19 protein-coding genes and 1 other RNA gene are annotated in these 18,149 nt (G+C 52.1%); 11 read left to right on the plus strand and 9 right to left on the minus strand.

Annotated features, from left to right (window positions below; all coding sequences use genetic code 11):
• The first annotated feature begins 7 nt into the window (after window positions 1–7).
• On the plus strand, window positions 8–904 hold the full coding sequence (srsR, locus tag FQ015_RS00525) for a LysR family transcriptional regulator SrsR (protein WP_000350807.1): 897 nt from the start codon (window positions 8–10) through the stop codon (window positions 902–904).
• Here srsR and scpC read toward each other — a convergent pair.
• The 5 genes from scpC to argP all read right to left on the minus strand — a co-directional run bounded on the left by scpC (window position 901) and on the right by argP (window position 7,428).
• A complete protein-coding gene (gene scpC / locus FQ015_RS00530; protein ID WP_039021541.1) occupies window positions 901–2,379 on the minus strand; it encodes a propionyl-CoA:succinate CoA transferase in 1,479 nt (492 codons plus the stop codon). The two genes, srsR and scpC, sit on opposite strands and share 4 nt — an antisense overlap.
• 23 nt (window positions 2,380–2,402) lie before the next feature.
• Window positions 2,403–3,188 (minus strand): methylmalonyl-CoA decarboxylase, encoded by a 786-nt coding sequence (gene scpB / locus FQ015_RS00535; protein ID WP_000122080.1) that lies wholly within the window; start codon window positions 3,186–3,188, stop codon window positions 2,403–2,405.
• A gap of 10 nt (window positions 3,189–3,198) precedes the next feature.
• Window positions 3,199–4,194: a methylmalonyl Co-A mutase-associated GTPase MeaB gene (gene meaB, locus FQ015_RS00540; RefSeq protein WP_039021540.1), complete on the minus strand. Its 996-nt coding sequence runs from the start codon at window positions 4,192–4,194 to the stop codon at window positions 3,199–3,201.
• On the minus strand, window positions 4,187–6,331 hold the full coding sequence (gene scpA, locus FQ015_RS00545) for a methylmalonyl-CoA mutase (RefSeq protein ID WP_039021539.1): 2,145 nt from the start codon (window positions 6,329–6,331) through the stop codon (window positions 4,187–4,189). Before scpA ends, meaB begins: the two co-directional genes overlap by 8 nt.
• Window positions 6,332–6,534: 203 nt before the next feature.
• Complete coding sequence (gene argP, locus FQ015_RS00550) at window positions 6,535–7,428, minus strand: DNA-binding transcriptional regulator ArgP (RefSeq protein WP_001360955.1); 894 nt, start codon at window positions 7,426–7,428, stop codon at window positions 6,535–6,537.
• A gap of 140 nt (window positions 7,429–7,568) precedes the next feature.
• Between argP and FQ015_RS00555 the strand changes: the two genes are divergently transcribed.
• From FQ015_RS00555 to ibsC, 4 genes are all read left to right on the plus strand, one after another.
• Complete coding sequence (locus FQ015_RS00555) at window positions 7,569–7,799, plus strand: LysR substrate-binding domain-containing protein (RefSeq protein ID WP_160523569.1); 231 nt, start codon at window positions 7,569–7,571, stop codon at window positions 7,797–7,799.
• Between the two features lie 178 nt (window positions 7,800–7,977).
• Window positions 7,978–8,637: a ribose-5-phosphate isomerase RpiA gene (gene rpiA, locus FQ015_RS00560; protein WP_000189743.1), complete on the plus strand. Its 660-nt coding sequence runs from the start codon at window positions 7,978–7,980 to the stop codon at window positions 8,635–8,637.
• 255 nt (window positions 8,638–8,892) lie between these two features.
• Window positions 8,893–10,125 (plus strand): phosphoglycerate dehydrogenase, encoded by a 1,233-nt coding sequence (gene serA, locus FQ015_RS00565; protein ID WP_001151604.1) that lies wholly within the window; start codon window positions 8,893–8,895, stop codon window positions 10,123–10,125.
• A 230-nt stretch (window positions 10,126–10,355) separates the two neighbouring features.
• Window positions 10,356–10,415, plus strand: coding sequence for a type I toxin-antitoxin system toxin IbsC (gene ibsC, locus FQ015_RS00570; protein ID WP_071525914.1), 60 nt, complete (start codon window positions 10,356–10,358; stop codon window positions 10,413–10,415).
• Window positions 10,416–10,515: 100 nt separating this feature from the next.
• Here the strand turns inward: ibsC and FQ015_RS00575 are convergent, their stop codons facing one another.
• From FQ015_RS00575 to zapA, 3 genes are all read right to left on the minus strand, one after another.
• Window positions 10,516–11,118: a 5-formyltetrahydrofolate cyclo-ligase gene (locus FQ015_RS00575; RefSeq protein WP_160523570.1), complete on the minus strand. Its 603-nt coding sequence runs from the start codon at window positions 11,116–11,118 to the stop codon at window positions 10,516–10,518.
• Between the two features lie 20 nt (window positions 11,119–11,138).
• Window positions 11,139–11,322, minus strand: a non-coding RNA gene (ssrS, locus tag FQ015_RS00580) — 6S RNA.
• A gap of 41 nt (window positions 11,323–11,363) precedes the next feature.
• Window positions 11,364–11,693 (minus strand): cell division protein ZapA, encoded by a 330-nt coding sequence (gene zapA / locus FQ015_RS00585; RefSeq protein ID WP_001276008.1) that lies wholly within the window; start codon window positions 11,691–11,693, stop codon window positions 11,364–11,366.
• 167 nt (window positions 11,694–11,860) lie between these two features.
• Here zapA and ygfB point away from each other — a divergent pair, with 167 nt between their 5' ends.
• From ygfB to ubiI, 4 genes are read left to right on the plus strand one after another with little or no spacing between them, the layout of a single operon-like run.
• Window positions 11,861–12,439: a UPF0149 family protein YgfB gene (gene ygfB, locus FQ015_RS00590; RefSeq protein ID WP_001295378.1), complete on the plus strand. Its 579-nt coding sequence runs from the start codon at window positions 11,861–11,863 to the stop codon at window positions 12,437–12,439.
• Window positions 12,440–12,464: 25 nt separating this feature from the next.
• Window positions 12,465–13,790, plus strand: coding sequence for a Xaa-Pro aminopeptidase (gene pepP / locus FQ015_RS00595; RefSeq protein WP_160523571.1), 1,326 nt, complete (start codon window positions 12,465–12,467; stop codon window positions 13,788–13,790).
• Entirely contained in the window at window positions 13,787–14,965 is a 1,179-nt protein-coding gene (gene ubiH / locus FQ015_RS00600; RefSeq protein ID WP_160523572.1) for a 2-octaprenyl-6-methoxyphenyl hydroxylase, read from the plus strand. Before pepP ends, ubiH begins: the two co-directional genes overlap by 4 nt.
• 22 nt (window positions 14,966–14,987) lie before the next feature.
• Entirely contained in the window at window positions 14,988–16,190 is a 1,203-nt protein-coding gene (gene ubiI, locus FQ015_RS00605; RefSeq protein ID WP_160523573.1) for an FAD-dependent 2-octaprenylphenol hydroxylase, read from the plus strand.
• A 73-nt stretch (window positions 16,191–16,263) separates the two neighbouring features.
• Here the strand turns inward: ubiI and FQ015_RS00610 are convergent, their stop codons facing one another.
• The gene (locus tag FQ015_RS00610) at window positions 16,264–16,347 is read right to left on the minus strand and encodes a hypothetical protein (protein ID WP_122633141.1); all 84 of its coding nucleotides are present in this window, start codon (window positions 16,345–16,347) and stop codon (window positions 16,264–16,266) included.
• 290 nt (window positions 16,348–16,637) lie between these two features.
• Here FQ015_RS00610 and gcvT point away from each other — a divergent pair, with 290 nt between their 5' ends.
• Complete coding sequence (gene gcvT, locus FQ015_RS00615; RefSeq protein ID WP_000068704.1) at window positions 16,638–17,732, plus strand: glycine cleavage system aminomethyltransferase GcvT; 1,095 nt, start codon at window positions 16,638–16,640, stop codon at window positions 17,730–17,732.
• Window positions 17,733–17,754: 22 nt separating this feature from the next.
• A complete protein-coding gene (gene gcvH, locus FQ015_RS00620; RefSeq protein WP_001295377.1) occupies window positions 17,755–18,144 on the plus strand; it encodes a glycine cleavage system protein GcvH in 390 nt (129 codons plus the stop codon).
• Window positions 18,145–18,149: the final 5 nt, after the last annotated feature.

Raw genomic sequence — 18,149 nt, forward strand, 5'->3', positions numbered from 1 at the left:
AGCGGGGATGGACATTTTTATTTCGAAAAAGATGCGCAATTTCATTTTATTAGCGCAAACCAATAATATTGCCCGGGCGGCAGAAAAAATCCATATGACGGCTTCGCCATTTGGCAAAAGCATTGCCGCGCTGGAAGAACAAATTGGCTATACGCTATTTACCCGCAAAGATAATAATATCAGCCTCAATAAAGCCGGGCAGGAACTGTATCAAAAACTGTTCCCGGTTTATCAACGGCTTTCTGCGATTGATAATGAAATCCATAACTCAGGACGTCGTTCACGAGAAATTGTGATAGGCATAGATAATACTTATCCGACCATTATTTTTGATCAGTTGATTAGTCTCGGAGATAAGTACGAAGGCGTGACCGCCCAGCCAGTTGAGTTCAGCGAAAACGGCGTTATCGATAATCTTTTTGACCGTCAGTTAGATTTTATAATCTCCCCACAGCATGTATCTGCACGAGTTCAGGAACTGGAAAACCTGACTATCAGTGAACTACCACCGCTGCGATTGGGCTTTCTCGTTTCTCGCCGTTATGAAGAGCGACAAGAGCAAGAGTTGCTTCAGGAGCTACCCTGGCTACAAATGCGCTTTCAGAACCGGGCCAACTTCGAAGCAATGATTGATGCGAATATGCGTCCTTGTGGGATCAATCCCACAATTATTTATCGACCTTACAGTTTTATGGCCAAAATCAGCGCCGTGGAGCGCGGACATTTTCTGACGGTGATCCCGCATTTTGCCTGGCGACTGGTGAATCCGGCAACGCTGAAATATTTTGATGCGCCGCACAGGCCGATGTATATGCAGGAATATCTTTATTCAATCAGAAATCATCGTTATACCGCCACGATGCTTCAGCATATTGCTGAAGATCGTGACGGGACGAGTCATTAACCCAGCATTGAGCCGGTTGCAATTAAATTACGGTGTAAATCGAATACGTGGCTAAGATCGTGGTGAATATGTCCGCCGGGCGCATTTTCCAGATAGCGATGCAGATAATCCCGATACATAGGATGTGCACAATTATCAATGATGGTGCGGGCGCGTTGAAGCGGGGAAAGACCACGCAGATCGGCGATCCCTTGTTCGGTGATGATCACTTTGACGCTGTGTTCGCTGTGATCAACATGGCTGCACATTGGCACGACGGTTGAGATCTTGCCTTCTTTAGCAATCGACGGGGCCATAAAGATCGACAGATACGCGTTGCGTTCAAAATCACCGCTGCCACCGATGCCGTTCATCAGATCGACCCCGGCTACGTGCGTTGAGTTGGCATGCCCGTAAATATCAAACTCCAGGCCGACGTTCAGAGCGATGACGCCCAGACGACGGATGATTTCCGGGTTATTGGAAATCTCCTGCGGACGCAACACAATGCGGCTGGCAAAGTAATCCATATTGTCGTAAATCTTGCGCAGGGAATCGGCCGAGATAGTCAGGCTGGAGGCGCTGGCCCCGCTGATTTTGCCCGTTTCCAGTAAATGCACCACCGATTCCTGTAGCACTTCCGAATACATCATGAACGGAGGAATTTCCGGGTTTTCCCCTAGTCGCGCCATGACTGCATTATTGATATTGCCCACGCCACTTTGCAGCGGCAGAAATTCCGGCGGAATACGCCCATGCGCCATTTCCTGCAACAAGAACGTGACCACGTTATCGGCAATCTGCTGGCACATGGGATTTTGCTTATCCAGCATATTACCGGCGTCGGGCAAGTTGGTTTCCACGACGGCGACAATCTTTTTCGGATCGATTTGCACATAGCGGGTACCGACGCGATCCATTGCATGGAAGATCGACACGCTATTGCGCCGCGGTGGCGCGCCAGGAATCACAATATCCGCCAGTTCTGCAACGCGCGGATCGTGATAGTGATTGAGTTCAATGATCACTTTCTTCGCCCGCAGCAGCCAGGTCGGCGCATTACCGATCCCGCTGGTTAACCAGACTCGACCATCCGGTGCCAGTGCCGATGCTTCAATGACGGCAACATCAATTTCGCCGAAGAAACCGTAATTGACCATTTGCGCCACTTCGCTCAAATGCAGGTCAACGAAACTCACCGCGCCCTGATTGATCTTTTTACGTAAACCGGACGATGTTTGATATGGCGCACGCCAGGAAACAGCATCGGCGTCAGAAAGTATATCGTCAGCGGCGGCGCTGATTGACGCCCCCGTCAGCAGGCGGATTTGATACGGCTTTTTGGCCTCATGCTGTTCGTTAGCTCTGCGGGCAATGGCGGTGGGAAGGGCTTTCGGCGAACCCGCCGGGGTAAAGCCGCTAAATGCCACCATGTCGTTATGCTGGATAATTTCTGCCGCTTCATCGGCGGTCATCCTTGTCCACTGAGTTTCCATTTTTACTCCTTCGTTCGCAGGGATTAATGACCAACGAAATTAGGTTTACGTTTTTCGAGGAAAGCGTTCATCCCTTCCTGGTAATCTTCGCTGTCATAAACCGCGCGGCGCATCCCCTGAATACGTTCAAATTCATCGGAGTTCATGGTGTGCGCTTCGCCCAGTACACGCAGTTCTTCTTTGATAACGGCAATGGCTAACGGCGCTTTCTCAGAGATGTGGTGCGCCATTTGTAAGGTGAAATCTTCCAGTTCTTCCACTTCCACAACATGGTTGAGGATGCCGACAGCCAGCGCGCGCTGGGCTGTGATTGGCGAAGCGGTAAAAATCAGCTCTTTGACAATGTGGAAGCCCGCGTCGCGGGTCAGGTTGTGAATGCCGACCAGGTTATACGGGACGCCGAGGTTTACAGGCGTCATTGAGAAGGTTGAGGTACTGGCGGCGATGATCAGATCGGAACTCATGATCATTTCAAATGCGCCCCCCCAAACACTACCTTCCACCATCGAAATGATCGGTTTCGGGAATTTTTGGATCATGCGGGTGATTTGACGCAACGGATCATCATAGGAGAGCGGATCGCGACCGCCAGACGGCAGTTCGTGAATATCGTGACCTGCGGAGAAGACTTTGGATCCACTCGGCGCGCGCAAAATGATACAGCGAATTTCCGGCCGGTTGAGATCGCTTAATGCCTGCATAAGATCATCAATAAAGACTTTACTTAAGGCATTAAGTTTTCGGCCATAGTTAAACTCAATGACCGCCACTTTGTTGATAGTGACAACGTTCACATACTGATAAGACATAAAAATTCCTTTAATCAAAATATTGCGTCTGGATAAATTCACTGAGCTGTCGCAGGCCGGTGCGCGGTGAGAGCGTATTGTTTTTGACCGCTAAAAGCGTCTGGCGGTAATAGCGATCGAAATCTTCATTCGCGAACAGGTGATTCAGTACTTCTTCTTCGGTTTGTTTACGCAGCCATTCCACAGATTGTTGTTGCCGCACTTGCTGTAAACGACCACTGGCAGTTAGCGCGGTTTTGAAGTCGATGATGGCGTGCCAGATCTCATCGATTCCACGTTTTTCCAGTGCGCTACAAGTCAGAACTCGTGGCTGCCATTCGTCGTATTTACGTCGCAGAATATGCAGGGCACTCTCGTACATATGCCGGGCAATGGCGACATTGGTATGGTTATCGCCATCGTCTTTGTTGATAACGATCAGATCTGCCACTTCCATCAGCCCCTTTTTAATCCCCTGCAGATCATCGCCGCCACCGGCAATTTGCAACGAGATAAAACAGTCCACCATGCGGGCGACTTCCGTTTCCGACTGTCCGACGCCAACCGTTTCGACAATCACTACGTCATAACCCGCCGCTTCGCATAACAGCATTAATTCCCGCGCTCGCTGACTGGCACCGCCCAGATGGCCGGAGGATGGTACCGGGCGAATAAACGCCGCCTCGGCACGCGCCAGGTCATTCATGCGGGTTTTATCCCCGAGAATGCTACCGCCAGTGACCGGGCTGCTGGGATCGACCGCAATAACTGCAACCTTTAATCCCTCACGAATCAACAACATGCCAAAGGCTTCAAGAAAGGTGCTTTTCCCCGCACCGGGTGTGCCAGTAACGCCCAGTCGCAGGGCGTTACCGCAGTACGGCATAATGGCATCAAGCAGTTGCGTACTTAGCGCCTGATGACGCGGGTGACGGCTTTCCACCAGCGTCATGGCCTGGGCGAGCGTGGCACGCTCACCCTGACGTAAGCGGCGAATACTTTCTGCCAGCGTGGCTTCATTAATCATGATGCTGGCTTATCAGATTCAGTACGTCGCGCACGCTGTCGAGCATAGGCGTACCTGGACCATAAATCGCCGCCACGCCGCGCTCCTGCAGGAAGGCGTAATCCTGCGGCGGAATGACGCCACCCGCGACCACGCAGATATCTTCGCGTCCCCATTTTTTCAGCGCTTCGACCAGTTCCGGGATCAGCGTTTTATGACCGGCAGCCAGTGAAGATGCGCCCACTACGTGAACGTCGTTTTCTACTGCCAGGCGGGCGATCTCTTCAGGTGTAGAGAACATCGGGCTTAAATCTACGTCGAAACCGAGATCGGAATAGGCGCTGGCGATCACTTTCGCGCCGCGATCGTGCCCATCCTGGCCCATTTTGGCGATCAGAATGCGCGGGCGACGACCATTGTCGGCAAGGAACTGCTCCGTTTGCGCAACAATGGCATCGAACTCGGAGGCCGATTTCTCAGACTGATGATAGCTTTGCGCAATCACGCCGGTAACACACTGGCTTGGCACCAGATAACGGTCGAAAGCGGCTTCCAGCGCATCGGAAATTTCACCCAGGGTGGCGCGAACGCGAGCGGCATTAACAGCGGCAGCCAGCAGGTTTTCGTTATGCTGTGCGGCGTGAGTCAGGGCGCTCAACGCGGCGGTTACGGCGGCATCATCACGGGTGGCGCGAATGCGTTCCAGCGAAGCAATTTGCTCGTTACGCACCATCACGTTGTCGATCTCAAGTACATCGGTTTCGTCTTCGTGATCCAGTTTGTACTTGTTGACACCAACGATGACACGCTTGCCCTGGTCGATCAACGACTGTTCGCGTGCGGAGGCCTCTTCGATCATTCGTTTTGGCAGACCTGCTTCGATCGCTTTCGCCATGCCACCGGCTTCGTCGATCTGTTGGATAATGGCTCTGGCTTGTTTGACGATTTGATCGGTCAGCGATTCAACGTAATAGGATCCGGCCAGTGGATCGACGGTGCGGCAGAGTTCTGATTCTTCCTGAATGATGATCTGGGTATTGCGGGCAATGCGTGCTGAGAAATCGGTAGGCAAACCAAGCGCTTCATCAAAGGCGTTGGTATGCAGTGACTGAGTACCGCCCAGCGTTGCAGCCAGTGCTTCAATGGTGGTGCGGATAACGTTGTTATACGGATCCTGTTCAGTCAGGCTCCAGCCTGAGGTCTGGCAGTGGGTACGCAGCGCCAGTGATTTCGGATCCTGTGCGCCAAATCCACTGACCGCTTCGCTCCATAAATAACGTGCCGCACGCAACATGGCGACGTTCATAAACAGATCCATGCCAATGCCGAAGAAAAACGACAGGCGAGGAGCGAAGTCATCAATTTTCAGCCCAGCGGAGATTGCTGCTTTGATGTACTCAATCCCATCAGCGAGCGTAAATGCTACCTGCTGCACGCAGTTGGCACCCGCTTCACCCATATGGTAACCGCTGATACTGATGGTATTAAATCGCGGCATGTTGCCGGAACACCAGGCGATGATGTCTGCGATAATACGCATTGACGGTTTTGGCGGGTAAATATAGGTGTTGCGGCAGAGATACTCTTTGAGGATATCGTTCTGAATGGTGCCTGTCAGTTTATCGGGCGTAACTCCTTGCTCTTCTGCGGCGACAATATAAAACGCCAGTACTGGTAGTACTGCGCCATTCATGGTCATCGAAACCGACATTTTATCCAGCGGGATCTGGTCGAACAGGACTTTCATATCTTCCACGGTGTCGATGGCGACGCCCGCTTTGCCGACGTCACCCGCAACGCGCGGGTTATCGGAGTCGTAGCCACGGTGGGTGGCAAGGTCAAACGCAACGGAAAGACCTTTTTGCCCGGCGGCCAGGTTACGGCGATAAAAAGCGTTGGACTCTTTTGCTGTTGAAAAACCAGCATACTGACGGATGGTCCACGGTTGGGCGGTATACATAGTGGCACGCGGGCCACGAACGTAGGGCGGCAAACCAGGAAGGGTATCTGTCACCTCCAGATTATCGAGATCGGCTTCGGTATACAGCGGCTTGATGGCGATCCCTTCTGCGGTTTGCTGAACCAGCGAGTCGACAGTTTTCTCCCGACGGCTCAATTCCTTGTTGGCAAGCTGTTGCCACTCCTGCACGTTAGACATTATTTGCTCCATAAAACGCAATCAAAATGAGGGTATTTGCGCTTACGGTGAGCTTTTTACGTGGGTTTGTCGCCAGCAAAAAAAATGCATTCAGACGTCGTTTTTTGCCGCCTGAGATTTGTCTATTTTGTGATGTGATTCAAGGAATACAAAAAGAACTGGAGGTGATGCCTGGTATGTATTACCAGGCATTATTTGATGGATTATTCCTGACGAAGAACTTTGTGACCATAATCGAGCAACGCATCAGTGACTTTACGCATCATGCGGCTTTCAGGAGCAAAGCGGTGCCAGTAGAGCATCCGGCGTTGAAATAGCCCTGGCGTTAAGTCAATCAGTTCGCCGCTGGCCAGTTCTTTCTCGATTTGCAGATGTGGGATCATACAGCAGGTGGTCCCCTGACGAGCAAGTTGCACGAACGCTTCTGAAGAATTAACGATATGGCAGGGTACGCTGCCTGGAGGCAGATCAAAGTTTTGCTGCAAAAAGGCCTGGTGCATATCATCAAGATGGTCAAACGCGACCACTGGCGCTTTCAGTAATGCCGAACGCGTTACGCCGTTAGGGAAATATTTTTCGGCGAACGGTTTTGAGCTGACGAACAGATAGTCGAGCGCACCGAGCTTATCGACAAGACAACTCGGTAGCGCCTGATGTTGAATACTCACCGCGCCGACCACTTCGCCGCGACGCAGACGTTCCTGAGTGCGGGTTTCATCTTCTACCTGCAAGTTGAGGCGGATAGGCGAATCAGCTAACACAGGAGCCAGCGCCGGAAGCAACCACGTTGCCAGACTGTCAGCGTTGACCGCCAGTGAAAGCAGCAGCGGAGTTGAACCGGTTTGTTCATCGCCCAGCCACTCTTCTTCCAGTAACTCCACCTGGCGTAGCAGTGCCAGCAGTTTTTGACCTTGTTCTGTCGGGCGCGGTGGTACGGTACGCACCAACAGCGGCTGCCCGAACATATTTTCCAGTTGCTTAATGCGCTGTGAGACGGCTGATTGTGTAATGCACAGCTTTTGTGCCGCGCGCTCAAATCCTCGTTCACGTATCACCGCATCCAGTGCCTGTAATGTTCTGTAGTCCGGGCGTTTCATTGCTGTTGTCTGCTCCTGGTAAATGCTTTTTCCTGCACTATGACACAATTTTGCGTCAGGTTGCATATACCGAAGCCGTCGGCGGGTACATTTGTATCAGTGGTTAAACACGCAGCTTAAAAGATCAGGGATTTGCGCTATTGCATTTCGCTCAGCGAGTTCACGCCCTGGTTGTGTTGAATGGCGTGGCGTTATTGCCTCAATTTGCCTGTAAACAGGGGCTTGCCAACGGTGAACTGGTGCGCCTGTTCGCACCGTGGAGCGGCATACCCAGACCGTTGTATGCTTTATTTGCCGGGCGAAAGGGGATGCCCGCCATTGCGCGATATTTTATGGATGAGTTAACCACGCGGCTTGCCAACGGGGTCTGAATCGCTTTTTTTGTATATACTCGTCATACTTCAAGTTGCATGTGCTGCGTCTGCGTTCGCTCACCCCAGTCACTTACTTCTGTAAGCTCCTGGGGATTCACTCTCTTGTCGCCTTCCTGCAACTCGAATTATTTAGAGTATAATGCGAGTGAAATTTCATACCACAGGCGAAACGATCATGACGCAGGATGAATTGAAAAAAGCAGTAGGATGGGCGGCACTTCAGTATGTTCAGCCCGGCACCATTGTTGGTGTAGGTACAGGTTCCACCGCCGCACACTTTATTGATGCGCTCGGCACGATGAAAGGCCAGATTGAAGGGGCTGTTTCCAGTTCAGATGCTTCCACAGAAAAACTGAAAAGCCTAGGCATTCACGTTTTTGATCTCAACGAAGTCGACAGCCTTGGCATCTACGTCGACGGTGCAGATGAAATCAACGGCCACATGCAGATGATCAAAGGCGGCGGCGCGGCGCTGACCCGTGAAAAAATCATTGCTTCGGTTGCGGAAAAATTTATCTGTATTGCAGACGCTTCTAAGCAGGTTGATATTCTGGGCAAATTCCCGCTGCCAGTAGAAGTTATCCCGATGGCACGTAGTGCAGTGGCGCGCCAGCTGGTGAAACTGGGCGGTCGTCCGGAATACCGTCAGGGCGTGGTGACCGATAACGGCAACGTGATCCTCGACGTCCACGGCATGGAAATCCTTGACCCGATAGCGATGGAAAACGCCATAAATGCGATTCCTGGCGTGGTGACTGTTGGCTTGTTTGCTAACCGTGGCGCGGACGTTGCGCTGATTGGCACACCTGACGGTGTCAAAACCATTGTGAAATGATCTGACGGGGGAACCTCCCCCGTTAAAAAAATTCTCTTCATTAAATTTGGTGACATGTGTCACGTTTTTACCTGGCTATTGTCGATTGCTCTAAATAAATCCTCTAATCCAGCATATTCATCCAAGAAAAACCTTTGCGTGATATTTCCTCAACATCGCGACGCAAACGTTCATATTGCCGCAATATTATTTTTTGATATGTTGAAAGACGGATGCAAATCCGCACACAACATTTCAAAAGACAGGATTGGGTAAATGGCAAAGGTATCGCTGGAGAAAGACAAGATTAAGTTTCTGCTGGTAGAAGGCGTGCACCAAAAGGCGCTGGAAAGCCTTCGTGCAGCGGGTTACACCAACATCGAATTTCACAAAGGCGCGCTGGATGATGAACAATTAAAAGAATCCATCCGCGATGCCCACTTCATCGGCCTGCGATCCCGTACCCATCTGACTGAAGACGTGATCAACGCCGCAGAAAAACTGGTCGCTATTGGCTGTTTCTGTATCGGAACAAACCAGGTTGATCTGGATGCAGCTGCAAAACGCGGGATCCCGGTATTTAACGCACCGTTCTCTAATACGCGCTCTGTGGCGGAGCTGGTAATTGGTGAACTTCTGCTGCTATTGCGCGGCGTACCGGAAGCCAACGCTAAAGCGCACCGTGGTGTCTGGAACAAGCTGGCGGCGGGTTCTTTTGAAGCGCGCGGCAAAAAGCTGGGTATCATCGGCTATGGTCATATTGGTACACAGTTGGGCATTCTGGCTGAATCGCTGGGAATGTATGTTTACTTTTATGATATTGAAAACAAACTACCGCTGGGCAACGCCACTCAGGTACAGCATCTTTCTGATCTGCTGAATATGAGCGATGTGGTGAGTTTGCATGTGCCAGAGAATCCGTCCACCAAAAATATGATGGGCGCGAAAGAGATTTCACTAATGAAGCCCGGCTCGCTGCTGATTAATGCCTCGCGCGGAACGGTGGTGGATATTCCGGCGCTGTGTGACGCGCTGGCGAGCAAACACCTGGCAGGTGCGGCAATCGATGTCTTCCCGACGGAACCGGCGACCAACAGCGATCCATTTACCTCTCCGCTGTGTGAATTCGACAACGTCCTTCTGACGCCACATATTGGCGGTTCGACTCAGGAAGCGCAGGAGAATATCGGCCTGGAAGTTGCGGGTAAATTGATCAAGTATTCTGACAATGGCTCAACGCTCTCTGCGGTGAACTTCCCGGAAGTCTCGCTGCCACTGCACGGTGGGCGTCGTCTGATGCACATCCACGAAAACCGTCCGGGCGTGCTAACTGCGCTGAACAAAATCTTCGCCGAGCAGGGCGTCAACATCGCCGCGCAATATCTGCAAACTTCCGCCCAGATGGGTTATGTGGTTATTGATATTGAAGCTGACGAAGACGTTGCCGAAAAAGCGCTGCAGGCAATGAAAGCTATTCCGGGCACCATTCGCGCCCGTCTGCTGTACTGATCTCCCTTCTTTAATAATCAACGGGCAAGTCACTGGCTTGCCCGTATTTTTTTATCTGTTTTCCCCACATTTGCAGTGCCGTACATATGTCTTTGCGAGCCTGCTCGAATAAAGAAATTAATGTCAGATCAATGCGTTGTCTTTGTATGTGAAGGATTTACGATGGCGAAGCAGCACAGGACTGTAACGGTAAAGCCCTCACCGAAGCGAGGGCTTGAAGGAGAAGGGTTATGATGCGACTCGTCATCATACTGATTGTACTGTTACTCATAAGTTTCCCAGCTTATTAACAGTCAGTCTCAGGGGAGGAGTCATCCTCCCTTACCCTTACTCACTAAATTAGGTTAAAGAATCAACGATGTCAATCAGGGCGATGCAGGTGTATCGCCCTTACCACTCCCAGACTTTCGACGGTGTAACCACCGCAGGAAGAGGGATATCCCACTCTTCAACGGGGAGTTTTTCCACCAACTGACAATCATGCGCATAACCCACCGGTTGCATTTTATAGTGCTGCCAGCTTTGTAAGGTTCGATCATAAAAACCACCGCCCATTCCCAGGCGCTGACCGTACTCATCAAAGGCGACCAGCGGTGTGATCAACACGTCTAATCGGGAAAGGGGTAGCACGTCACGCACATCCAGTTTTGGCTCATGGATCTTCAACCTGTTCATCACCAGTTCGCTTTGCGGATGGTAATTCAGGAACAGCAAATTACCGGCACTAAAGGGATGCAAAACTGGAAGATATACGCGCTTACCGGCGCGCCAGAGTTGTTCTATGAGTGGCTGGGTGTCGAGTTCGCCATCAAAAGAGAGGAATACAGCGACCGTATGTGCCATCACCACCGGGGGATACGTCATCATCCGGGTAGCGGCTTGTTGACCCATTTCCTGCTGTTGTTCCGGCGTTAACGCACGACGACGTTGCCGAATCATTTTGCGGATTTCTTGTCGAGATAATGTCAGTGGGATTTCTGGTAGTTGCGTCATGGCTGGTGCCAGATAAGAAGGGAATCTCCGAGATGCCGCCGCAGGCTGTAACCCTTGAACCCTTGGTTCAAGGTGAATGTGTCGTCACAGTTTTAAGGCTTCTCGGACGGACCGAGCATGCTCACCAACCGCGGAGCGCCACATTCTTGTGGTATGAAATATCGGCTCAGGGGACTGGCCCGCTTGCGAACATCTCAGAGAAATTTTGTCTTCACGGTTACTCTACCACAGTAAACCGAAAAGTGTCATTCAAAGTTTTGGTTAGTTTTTTCGGTGATGCGACCTTGTTCAAGTAACGCTTGTTCTATGGTCTGCTGCAGCATCCGAATACGCTGTTCCATGCTTGCCGCGTAATCACGAGTCTTCGCTTTTTCTTGCGCTAACTCATAGCTGATATTCAATGCGGCAATGAAGACCAACTGTTCAGTATTTGTGACTCTAGTGCGTTCTTTCAGATCTTGCAACCGTTGGTTCAGATCGTCCGCTGCCTGATTCAACGCATCCCTTTGGTCAGGCGGGCAGTTCACACGCAGTGAACGGCCAAAAATTTGGATATCGACGGGTTGTGCAGACATGCCACCTTCCTGCTGATTGACTGCGCTGCCTTCGTCTTTAGACCCATGGTCTGCGAAGGGGCGACACTATAGCTACCCTGATGAGAAGAGACAAGCCCTTTTCTGGTCCACCAGGGCCCAAAGTGGTAGCATATCATGAATATTCCTCCCTTTGACGACGAATGCTTATGTCTATACAGAACGAAATGCCTGGTTACAACGAAATGAACCAGTATCTGAACCAACAAGGGACGGGTCTGACCCCTGCTGAGATGCATGGTTTAATCAGTGGGATGATATGTGGTGGTAACGATGACAGCTCATGGCTGCCGCTGCTACACGACCTGACGAACGAAGGCATGGCTTTCGGTCATGAGCTGGCACAGGCATTGCGCAAAATGCACTCTGCTACCAGTGATGCCCTGCAGGATGACGGTTTCCTTTTTCAGCTTTATCTGCCTGATGGCGATGATGTCAGTGTTTTCGATCGTGCTGATGCGCTGGCAGGTTGGGTCAATCACTTCCTGCTTGGTCTTGGCGTTACGCAACCGAAGCTGGACAAAGTGACCGGCGAAACCGGTGAAGCCATCGACGATCTGCGTAACATCGCGCAGCTGGGCTACGACGAAGACGAAGATCAGGAAGAGCTGGAAATGTCGCTTGAAGAGATCATCGAGTACGTCCGTGTTGCCGCGCTGTTATGCCACGACACCTTTACTCATCCGCAACCGACCGCGCCAGAAGTACAAAAACCGACTCTACACTAAAAACAAAAAACGTAAGGAGAGTGTTATGAGTGAGATATCCCGGCAAGAGTTTCAGCGTCGCCGTCAGGCCCTGGTGGAGCAAATGCAACCCGGCAGCGCCGCGCTGATTTTTGCTGCACCAGAAGTAACACGTAGCGCCGACAGCGAATACCCCTATCGTCAGAACAGTGACTTCTGGTACTTCACCGGCTTTAACGAACCGGAAGCGGTGCTGGTGCTGATTAAAAGCGACGACACTCATAACCACAGCGTTTTGTTTAACCGCGTTCGCGACCTGACGGCAGAGATCTGGTTTGGTCGTCGCCTAGGCCAGGATGCCGCGCCAGAGAAACTGGGCGTTGACCGCGCACTGGCGTTCAGTGAAATCAATCAGCAACTTTATCAACTGCTTAATGGTCTGGATGTGGTTTACCACGCTCAGGGCGAATATGCCTATGCTGATGAAATCGTGAACAGCGCGCTGGAAAAGCTGCGTAAAGGTTCGCGACAGAATCTCACCGCCCCGGCAACGATGATCGACTGGCGTCCTGTTGTTCATGAAATGCGCCTGTTCAAATCGCCGGAAGAGATTGCCGTACTTCGCCGCGCGGGTGAAATCACTGCCCTGGCGCATACACGGGCGATGGAAAAATGCCGTCCGGGAATGTTCGAGTACCATCTGGAAGGCGAAATTCACCACGAATTTAACCGCCACGGTGCGCGCTATCCTTCCTATAACACTATTGTCGGCAGCGGTGAAAACGGCTGCATTCTGCACTACACCGAAAACGAGTGTGAACTGCGTGACGGTGACCTGGTGTTGATTGACGCGGGTTGTGAATACAAAGGTTACGCGGGCGATATTACCCGCACCTTCCCGGTCAACGGCAAATTCACCCAGGCCCAGCGTGAAATCTACGACATTGTGCTGGAGTCTCTTGAAACCAGCCTGCGGCTGTATCGTCCGGGAACGTCCATTCAGGAAGTCACCGGTGAAGTGGTGCGCATCATGGTTAGCGGCCTGGTAAAACTCGGCATCCTGAAAGGTGATGTTGATGAACTGATCGCTCAGAACGCCCATCGTCCTTTCTTTATGCATGGCCTTAGCCACTGGTTAGGTCTGGATGTCCATGATGTTGGTATTTATGGTCAGGATCGCTCGCGCATTCTGGAACCGGGCATGGTACTGACCGTAGAGCCGGGGCTGTACATTGCGCCGGATGCGGATGTACCAGAACAATATCGCGGTATCGGCATTCGTATCGAAGACGACATTGTGATTACCGAAACCGGCAATGAAAACCTCACTGCCAGCGTAGTGAAAAAGCCGGAAGAAATTGAAGCGTTGATGGCTGCTGCGAGAAAGCAATGAGCGTAATCATCGTCGGTGGCGGCATGGCGGGCGCGACGCTGGCGCTGGCTATTTCCCGGTTAAGTCACGGGGCGCTGCCGGTACATTTGATTGAAGCGACTGCGCCAGAGTCACATGCTCATCCGGGCTTTGATGGACGAGCTATTGCGCTGGCGGCGGGTACTTGTCAGCAACTGGCGCGCATCGGCGTCTGGCAATCTCTGGCTGATTGCGCAACCGCCATCACCAGCGTGCATGTCAGCGATCGTGATCATGCCGGATTCGTCACCCTCGCCGCAGAAGATTACCAACTGGCGGCGCTGGGGCAGGTTGTCGAATTGCATAATGTCGGGCAACGGCTGTTTGCATTGCTGCGCAAAGCACCTGGCGTAACGCTGCATTGCCCTGATCGCGTGGCTAACGTTGCCCGTGCTCAGAGTCACGTTGAAGTGACGCTGGAGAGTGGCGAGACGCTGACGGGCTGCGTGCTGGTAGCCGCTGATGGCACCCATTCCGCGTTAGCCACCGCGTGCGGCGTTGACTGGCAGCAGGAGCCTTACGAACAACTGGCTGTGATTGCTAACGTTGCGACTTCCGTTGCGCACGAAGGCCGGGCGTTTGAGCGTTTCACACAATATGGCCCGTTGGCGATGTTGCCGATGTCTGACGGACGCTGTTCGCTGGTCTGGTGCCATCCACTGGAACGGCGCGAAGAGGTGCTGTCGTGGAGCGACGAGACGTTTTGCCGTGAACTCCAGTCGGCCTTTGGTTGGCGACTTGGGAAAATTACCCACGCTGGTAAACGCAGTGCTTACCCGCTGGCGTTAACCCGCGCCGCCAGACCTGTTACCCATCGTACCGTGCTGGTGGGCAATGCGGCGCAAACTCTGCACCCGATTGCCGGGCAAGGGTTCAACCTCGGTATGCGAGATGTGATGAGCCTTGCGGAAACCCTGACTCAGGCGCAAGAGCGCGGAGAAGACATAGGTGATTACGGCGTCTTGTGCCGTTATCAGCAGCGTCGACAGAGCGATCGAGAAGCAACCATCGGCGTCACGGACAGCCTTGTACATCTTTTTGCCAACCGTTGGACGCCGCTGGTTGTCGGGCGCAACATCGGGCTGATGGCAATGGAATTATTCACTCCGGCACGCGATGTGCTGGCGCAGCGCACTCTCGGTTGGGTGGCGCGTTGAAGGCGGTTTTAAGGAATAAACAATGCAAAGTGTTGATGTAGCCATTGTTGGCGGCGGCATGGTGGGGCTGGCGGTTGCCTGCGGCTTACAGGGGAGCGGCTTACGCGTTGCCGTACTGGAGCAGCGCGTACCGGAACCCCTGGCGGCGGATGCACCACCACAACTGCGCGTTTCGGCTATCAATGCCGCCAGCGAAAAATTACTCACCCGTCTTGGCGTCTGGCAGGAGATTCTCTCCCGCAGAGCCAGTTGCTATCACGGCATGGATGTGTGGGACAAAGACAGTTTTGGTCACATTTCGTTTGACGATCAAAGCATGGGCTATAGCCATCTTGGGCATATCGTTGAAAATTCAGTCATTCACTACGCGCTGTGGAACAAAGCACAGCAGTCCTCAGATATCAGCCTGTTAGCCCCTGCAGAATTACAGCAGGTCGCCTGGGGAGAGAACGAAACCTTCCTGACGCTGAAAGACGGCAGCATGTTAACGGCGCGTCTGGTAATTGGCGCAGACGGCGCTAATTCCTGGTTGCGCAACAAAGCCGATATTCCGCTGACTTTCTGGGATTATCAGCATCACGCGCTGGTGGCGACCATTCGCACGGAAGAACCGCATGATGCGGTGGCGCGACAGGTTTTCCATGGCGAAGGCATTCTGGCCTTTTTGCCGCTTAGCGATCCGCATCTTTGCTCAATTGTCTGGTCACTGTCCCCAGAGGAAGCACAGCGGATGCAGCAGGCAGGCGAAGACGAATTTAACCGCGAGTTAAATATCGCTTTTGATAATCGCCTGGGCTTATGCAAGGTTGAGAGTGAACGTCTGGTGTTCCCGCTGACTGGGCGTTATGCGCGCCAGTTTGCCGCGCACCGTCTGGCGCTGGTGGGCGACGCCGCGCATACCATTCACCCGTTGGCGGGGCAGGGGGTGAATCTCGGCTTTATGGATGCTGCAGAGCTGATTGCTGAACTGAAACGGTTGCATCGTCAGGGTAAAGACATCGGGCAGTACATTTACCTGCGTCGCTATGAGCGTAGCCGCAAGCACAGTGCGGCGCTGATGCTGGCAGGTATGCAGGGATTCCGCGATCTGTTTTCCGGGGCTCATCCGGCGAAAAAACTGCTGCGTGATATTGGCCTGAAACTGGCCGACACGCTTCCTGGCGTTAAACCACAACTTATCCGTCAGGCAATGGGATTAAACGATTTGCCTGAATGGCTGCGCTAAAAATTTCTCTTCTGCTGTTTATTTGATACCCATCACACTTTCATCTCCCGGTTTTTTCGCCGGGAGATTTTCCTCATTTGAAATAAACTAATTTCACCTCTGTTTTCGCATTATATTTTCTAATGTCACGAATTTTTGATTTAGTGTTTTTTGACATTTTTTCAGTTCTTAATGTTGTATTATTCAAATTAACTTTCTCATCTAATTATCTTTGTATAGAGAATGGTTAATTTTTTGGTTTTTTATTCTGTTGCGATTTTGGCGTTTTTTAACCATAAGCTAATGTGATGTTCAATTTTACCTTATGGTTAACAGTCTGTTTCGGTGGTAAGTTCAGGGAAAAGAGAACGATTGCGTTGGGGACCGGGAGTGGCTCCGATGCTGGGTTTCGTGGTGATAATTTCACCATGAAAAAGTTGTCAGCCCCGCTTATTCAATGAGGACAAGATGGCACAACAGACTCCTTTGTACGAACAACACACGCTTTGCGGCGCTCGCATGGTGGATTTCCACGGCTGGATGATGCCGCTGCATTACGGTTCGCAAATCGACGAACATCATGCGGTACGTACCGATGCCGGAATGTTTGATGTGTCACATATGACCATCGTCGATCTTCGCGGCAGTCGCACCCGGGAGTTTCTGCGTTATCTGCTGGCGAACGATGTGGCGAAGCTCACCAAAAGCGGCAAAGCCCTCTACTCGGGGATGTTGAATGCCTCTGGCGGTGTGATAGATGACCTCATCGTCTACTACTTTACTGAAGATTTCTTCCGCCTTGTTGTTAACTCCGCCACCCGCGAAAAAGACCTCTCCTGGATTACCCAACACGCTGAGCCTTTCGGCATCGAAATTACCGTTCGTGATGACCTCTCCATGATTGCCGTACAAGGGCCGAATGCGCAGGCAAAAGCTGCCACACTGTTTAATGACGCCCAGCGTCAGGCGGTGGAAGGGATGAAACCGTTCTTTGGCGTGCAGGCGGGCGATCTGTTTATTGCCACCACCGGTTATACCGGTGAAGCGGGCTATGAAATTGCGCTGCCCAATGAAAAAGCGGCGGATTTCTGGCGAGCGCTGGTGGAAGCGGGCGTTAAGCCCTGCGGTCTGGGCGCGCGTGACACGCTGCGTCTGGAAGCGGGTATGAATCTTTATGGTCAGGAGATGGACGAAACCATTTCTCCTTTAGCAGCCAACATGGGCTGGACCATCGCCTGGGAACCGACTGATCGTGACTTTATCGGTCGTGAAGCTCTGGAAGCGCAGCGTGAACATGGCACAGAAAAACTGGTTGGTCTGGTGATGACCGAAAAAGGCGTGCTGCGTAATGAACTGCCGGTACGTTTTACCGATGCGCAGGGCAATCAGCATGAAGGCATTATCACCAGCGGTACTTTCTCCCCGACGTTGGGTTACAGCATTGCGCTGGCACGCGTGCCGGAAGGTATTGGCGAAACGGCGATTGTGCAAATTCGCAACCGTGAAATGCCGGTAAAAGTGACGAAACCTGTTTTTGTGCGTAACGGCAAAGCCGTCGCGTGATTTACTTTTTGGAGATTAATTGATGAGCAACGTACCAGCAGAACTGAAATACAGCAAAGAACACGAATGGCTGCGTAAAGAAGCCGACGGCACTTACACTGTTGGCATCACTGAGCACGCTCAGGAGCTGTTAGGCGATATGGTGTTTGTTGACCTGCCGGAAGTGGGCGCAACGGTAAGCGCGGGCGATGACTGCGCGGTTGCCGAATCGGTAAAAGCGGCGTCAGACATTTATGCGCCAGTAAGCGGTGAAATCGTGGCGGTAAACGACGCACTGAGCGATTCTCCGGAGCTGGTGAACAGCGAACCGTATGCAGGCGGCTGGATCTTCAAAATCAAAGCCAGCGATGAAAGCGAACTGGAATCACTGCTGGATGCGACCGCATACGAAGCATTGTTAGAAGACGAGTAACGGCT

It is taken from the genome of Escherichia sp. HH26CH, from assembly GCF_009820205.1.
Taxonomy (GTDB): domain Bacteria; phylum Pseudomonadota; class Gammaproteobacteria; order Enterobacterales; family Enterobacteriaceae; genus Escherichia; species Escherichia coli_F.

Bases quoted from the DNA above. Each gene is read 5' to 3' on its own strand.
- srsR (WP_000350807.1), top strand. From the start codon at position 8: ATGGACATTTTTATTTCGAAAAAGATGCGCAATTTCATTTTATTAGCG.
- scpC (WP_039021541.1), bottom strand. From the start codon at position 2,379: ATGGAAACTCAGTGGACAAGGATGACCGCCGATGAAGCGGCAGAAATT.
- scpB (WP_000122080.1), bottom strand. From the start codon at position 3,188: ATGTCTTATCAGTATGTGAACGTTGTCACTATCAACAAAGTGGCGGTC.
- meaB (WP_039021540.1), bottom strand. From the start codon at position 4,194: ATGATTAATGAAGCCACGCTGGCAGAAAGTATTCGCCGCTTACGTCAG.
- scpA (WP_039021539.1), bottom strand. From the start codon at position 6,331: ATGTCTAACGTGCAGGAGTGGCAACAGCTTGCCAACAAGGAATTGAGC.
- argP (WP_001360955.1), bottom strand. From the start codon at position 7,428: ATGAAACGCCCGGACTACAGAACATTACAGGCACTGGATGCGGTGATA.
- rpiA (WP_000189743.1), top strand. From the start codon at position 7,978: ATGACGCAGGATGAATTGAAAAAAGCAGTAGGATGGGCGGCACTTCAG.
- serA (WP_001151604.1), top strand. From the start codon at position 8,893: ATGGCAAAGGTATCGCTGGAGAAAGACAAGATTAAGTTTCTGCTGGTA.
- FQ015_RS00575 (WP_160523570.1), bottom strand. From the start codon at position 11,118: ATGACGCAACTACCAGAAATCCCACTGACATTATCTCGACAAGAAATC.
- zapA (WP_001276008.1), bottom strand. From the start codon at position 11,693: ATGTCTGCACAACCCGTCGATATCCAAATTTTTGGCCGTTCACTGCGT.
- ygfB (WP_001295378.1), top strand. From the start codon at position 11,861: ATGTCTATACAGAACGAAATGCCTGGTTACAACGAAATGAACCAGTAT.
- pepP (WP_160523571.1), top strand. From the start codon at position 12,465: ATGAGTGAGATATCCCGGCAAGAGTTTCAGCGTCGCCGTCAGGCCCTG.
- ubiH (WP_160523572.1), top strand. From the start codon at position 13,787: ATGAGCGTAATCATCGTCGGTGGCGGCATGGCGGGCGCGACGCTGGCG.
- ubiI (WP_160523573.1), top strand. From the start codon at position 14,988: ATGCAAAGTGTTGATGTAGCCATTGTTGGCGGCGGCATGGTGGGGCTG.
- FQ015_RS00610 (WP_122633141.1), bottom strand. From the start codon at position 16,347: ATGTCAAAAAACACTAAATCAAAAATTCGTGACATTAGAAAATATAAT.
- gcvT (WP_000068704.1), top strand. From the start codon at position 16,638: ATGGCACAACAGACTCCTTTGTACGAACAACACACGCTTTGCGGCGCT.
- gcvH (WP_001295377.1), top strand. From the start codon at position 17,755: ATGAGCAACGTACCAGCAGAACTGAAATACAGCAAAGAACACGAATGG.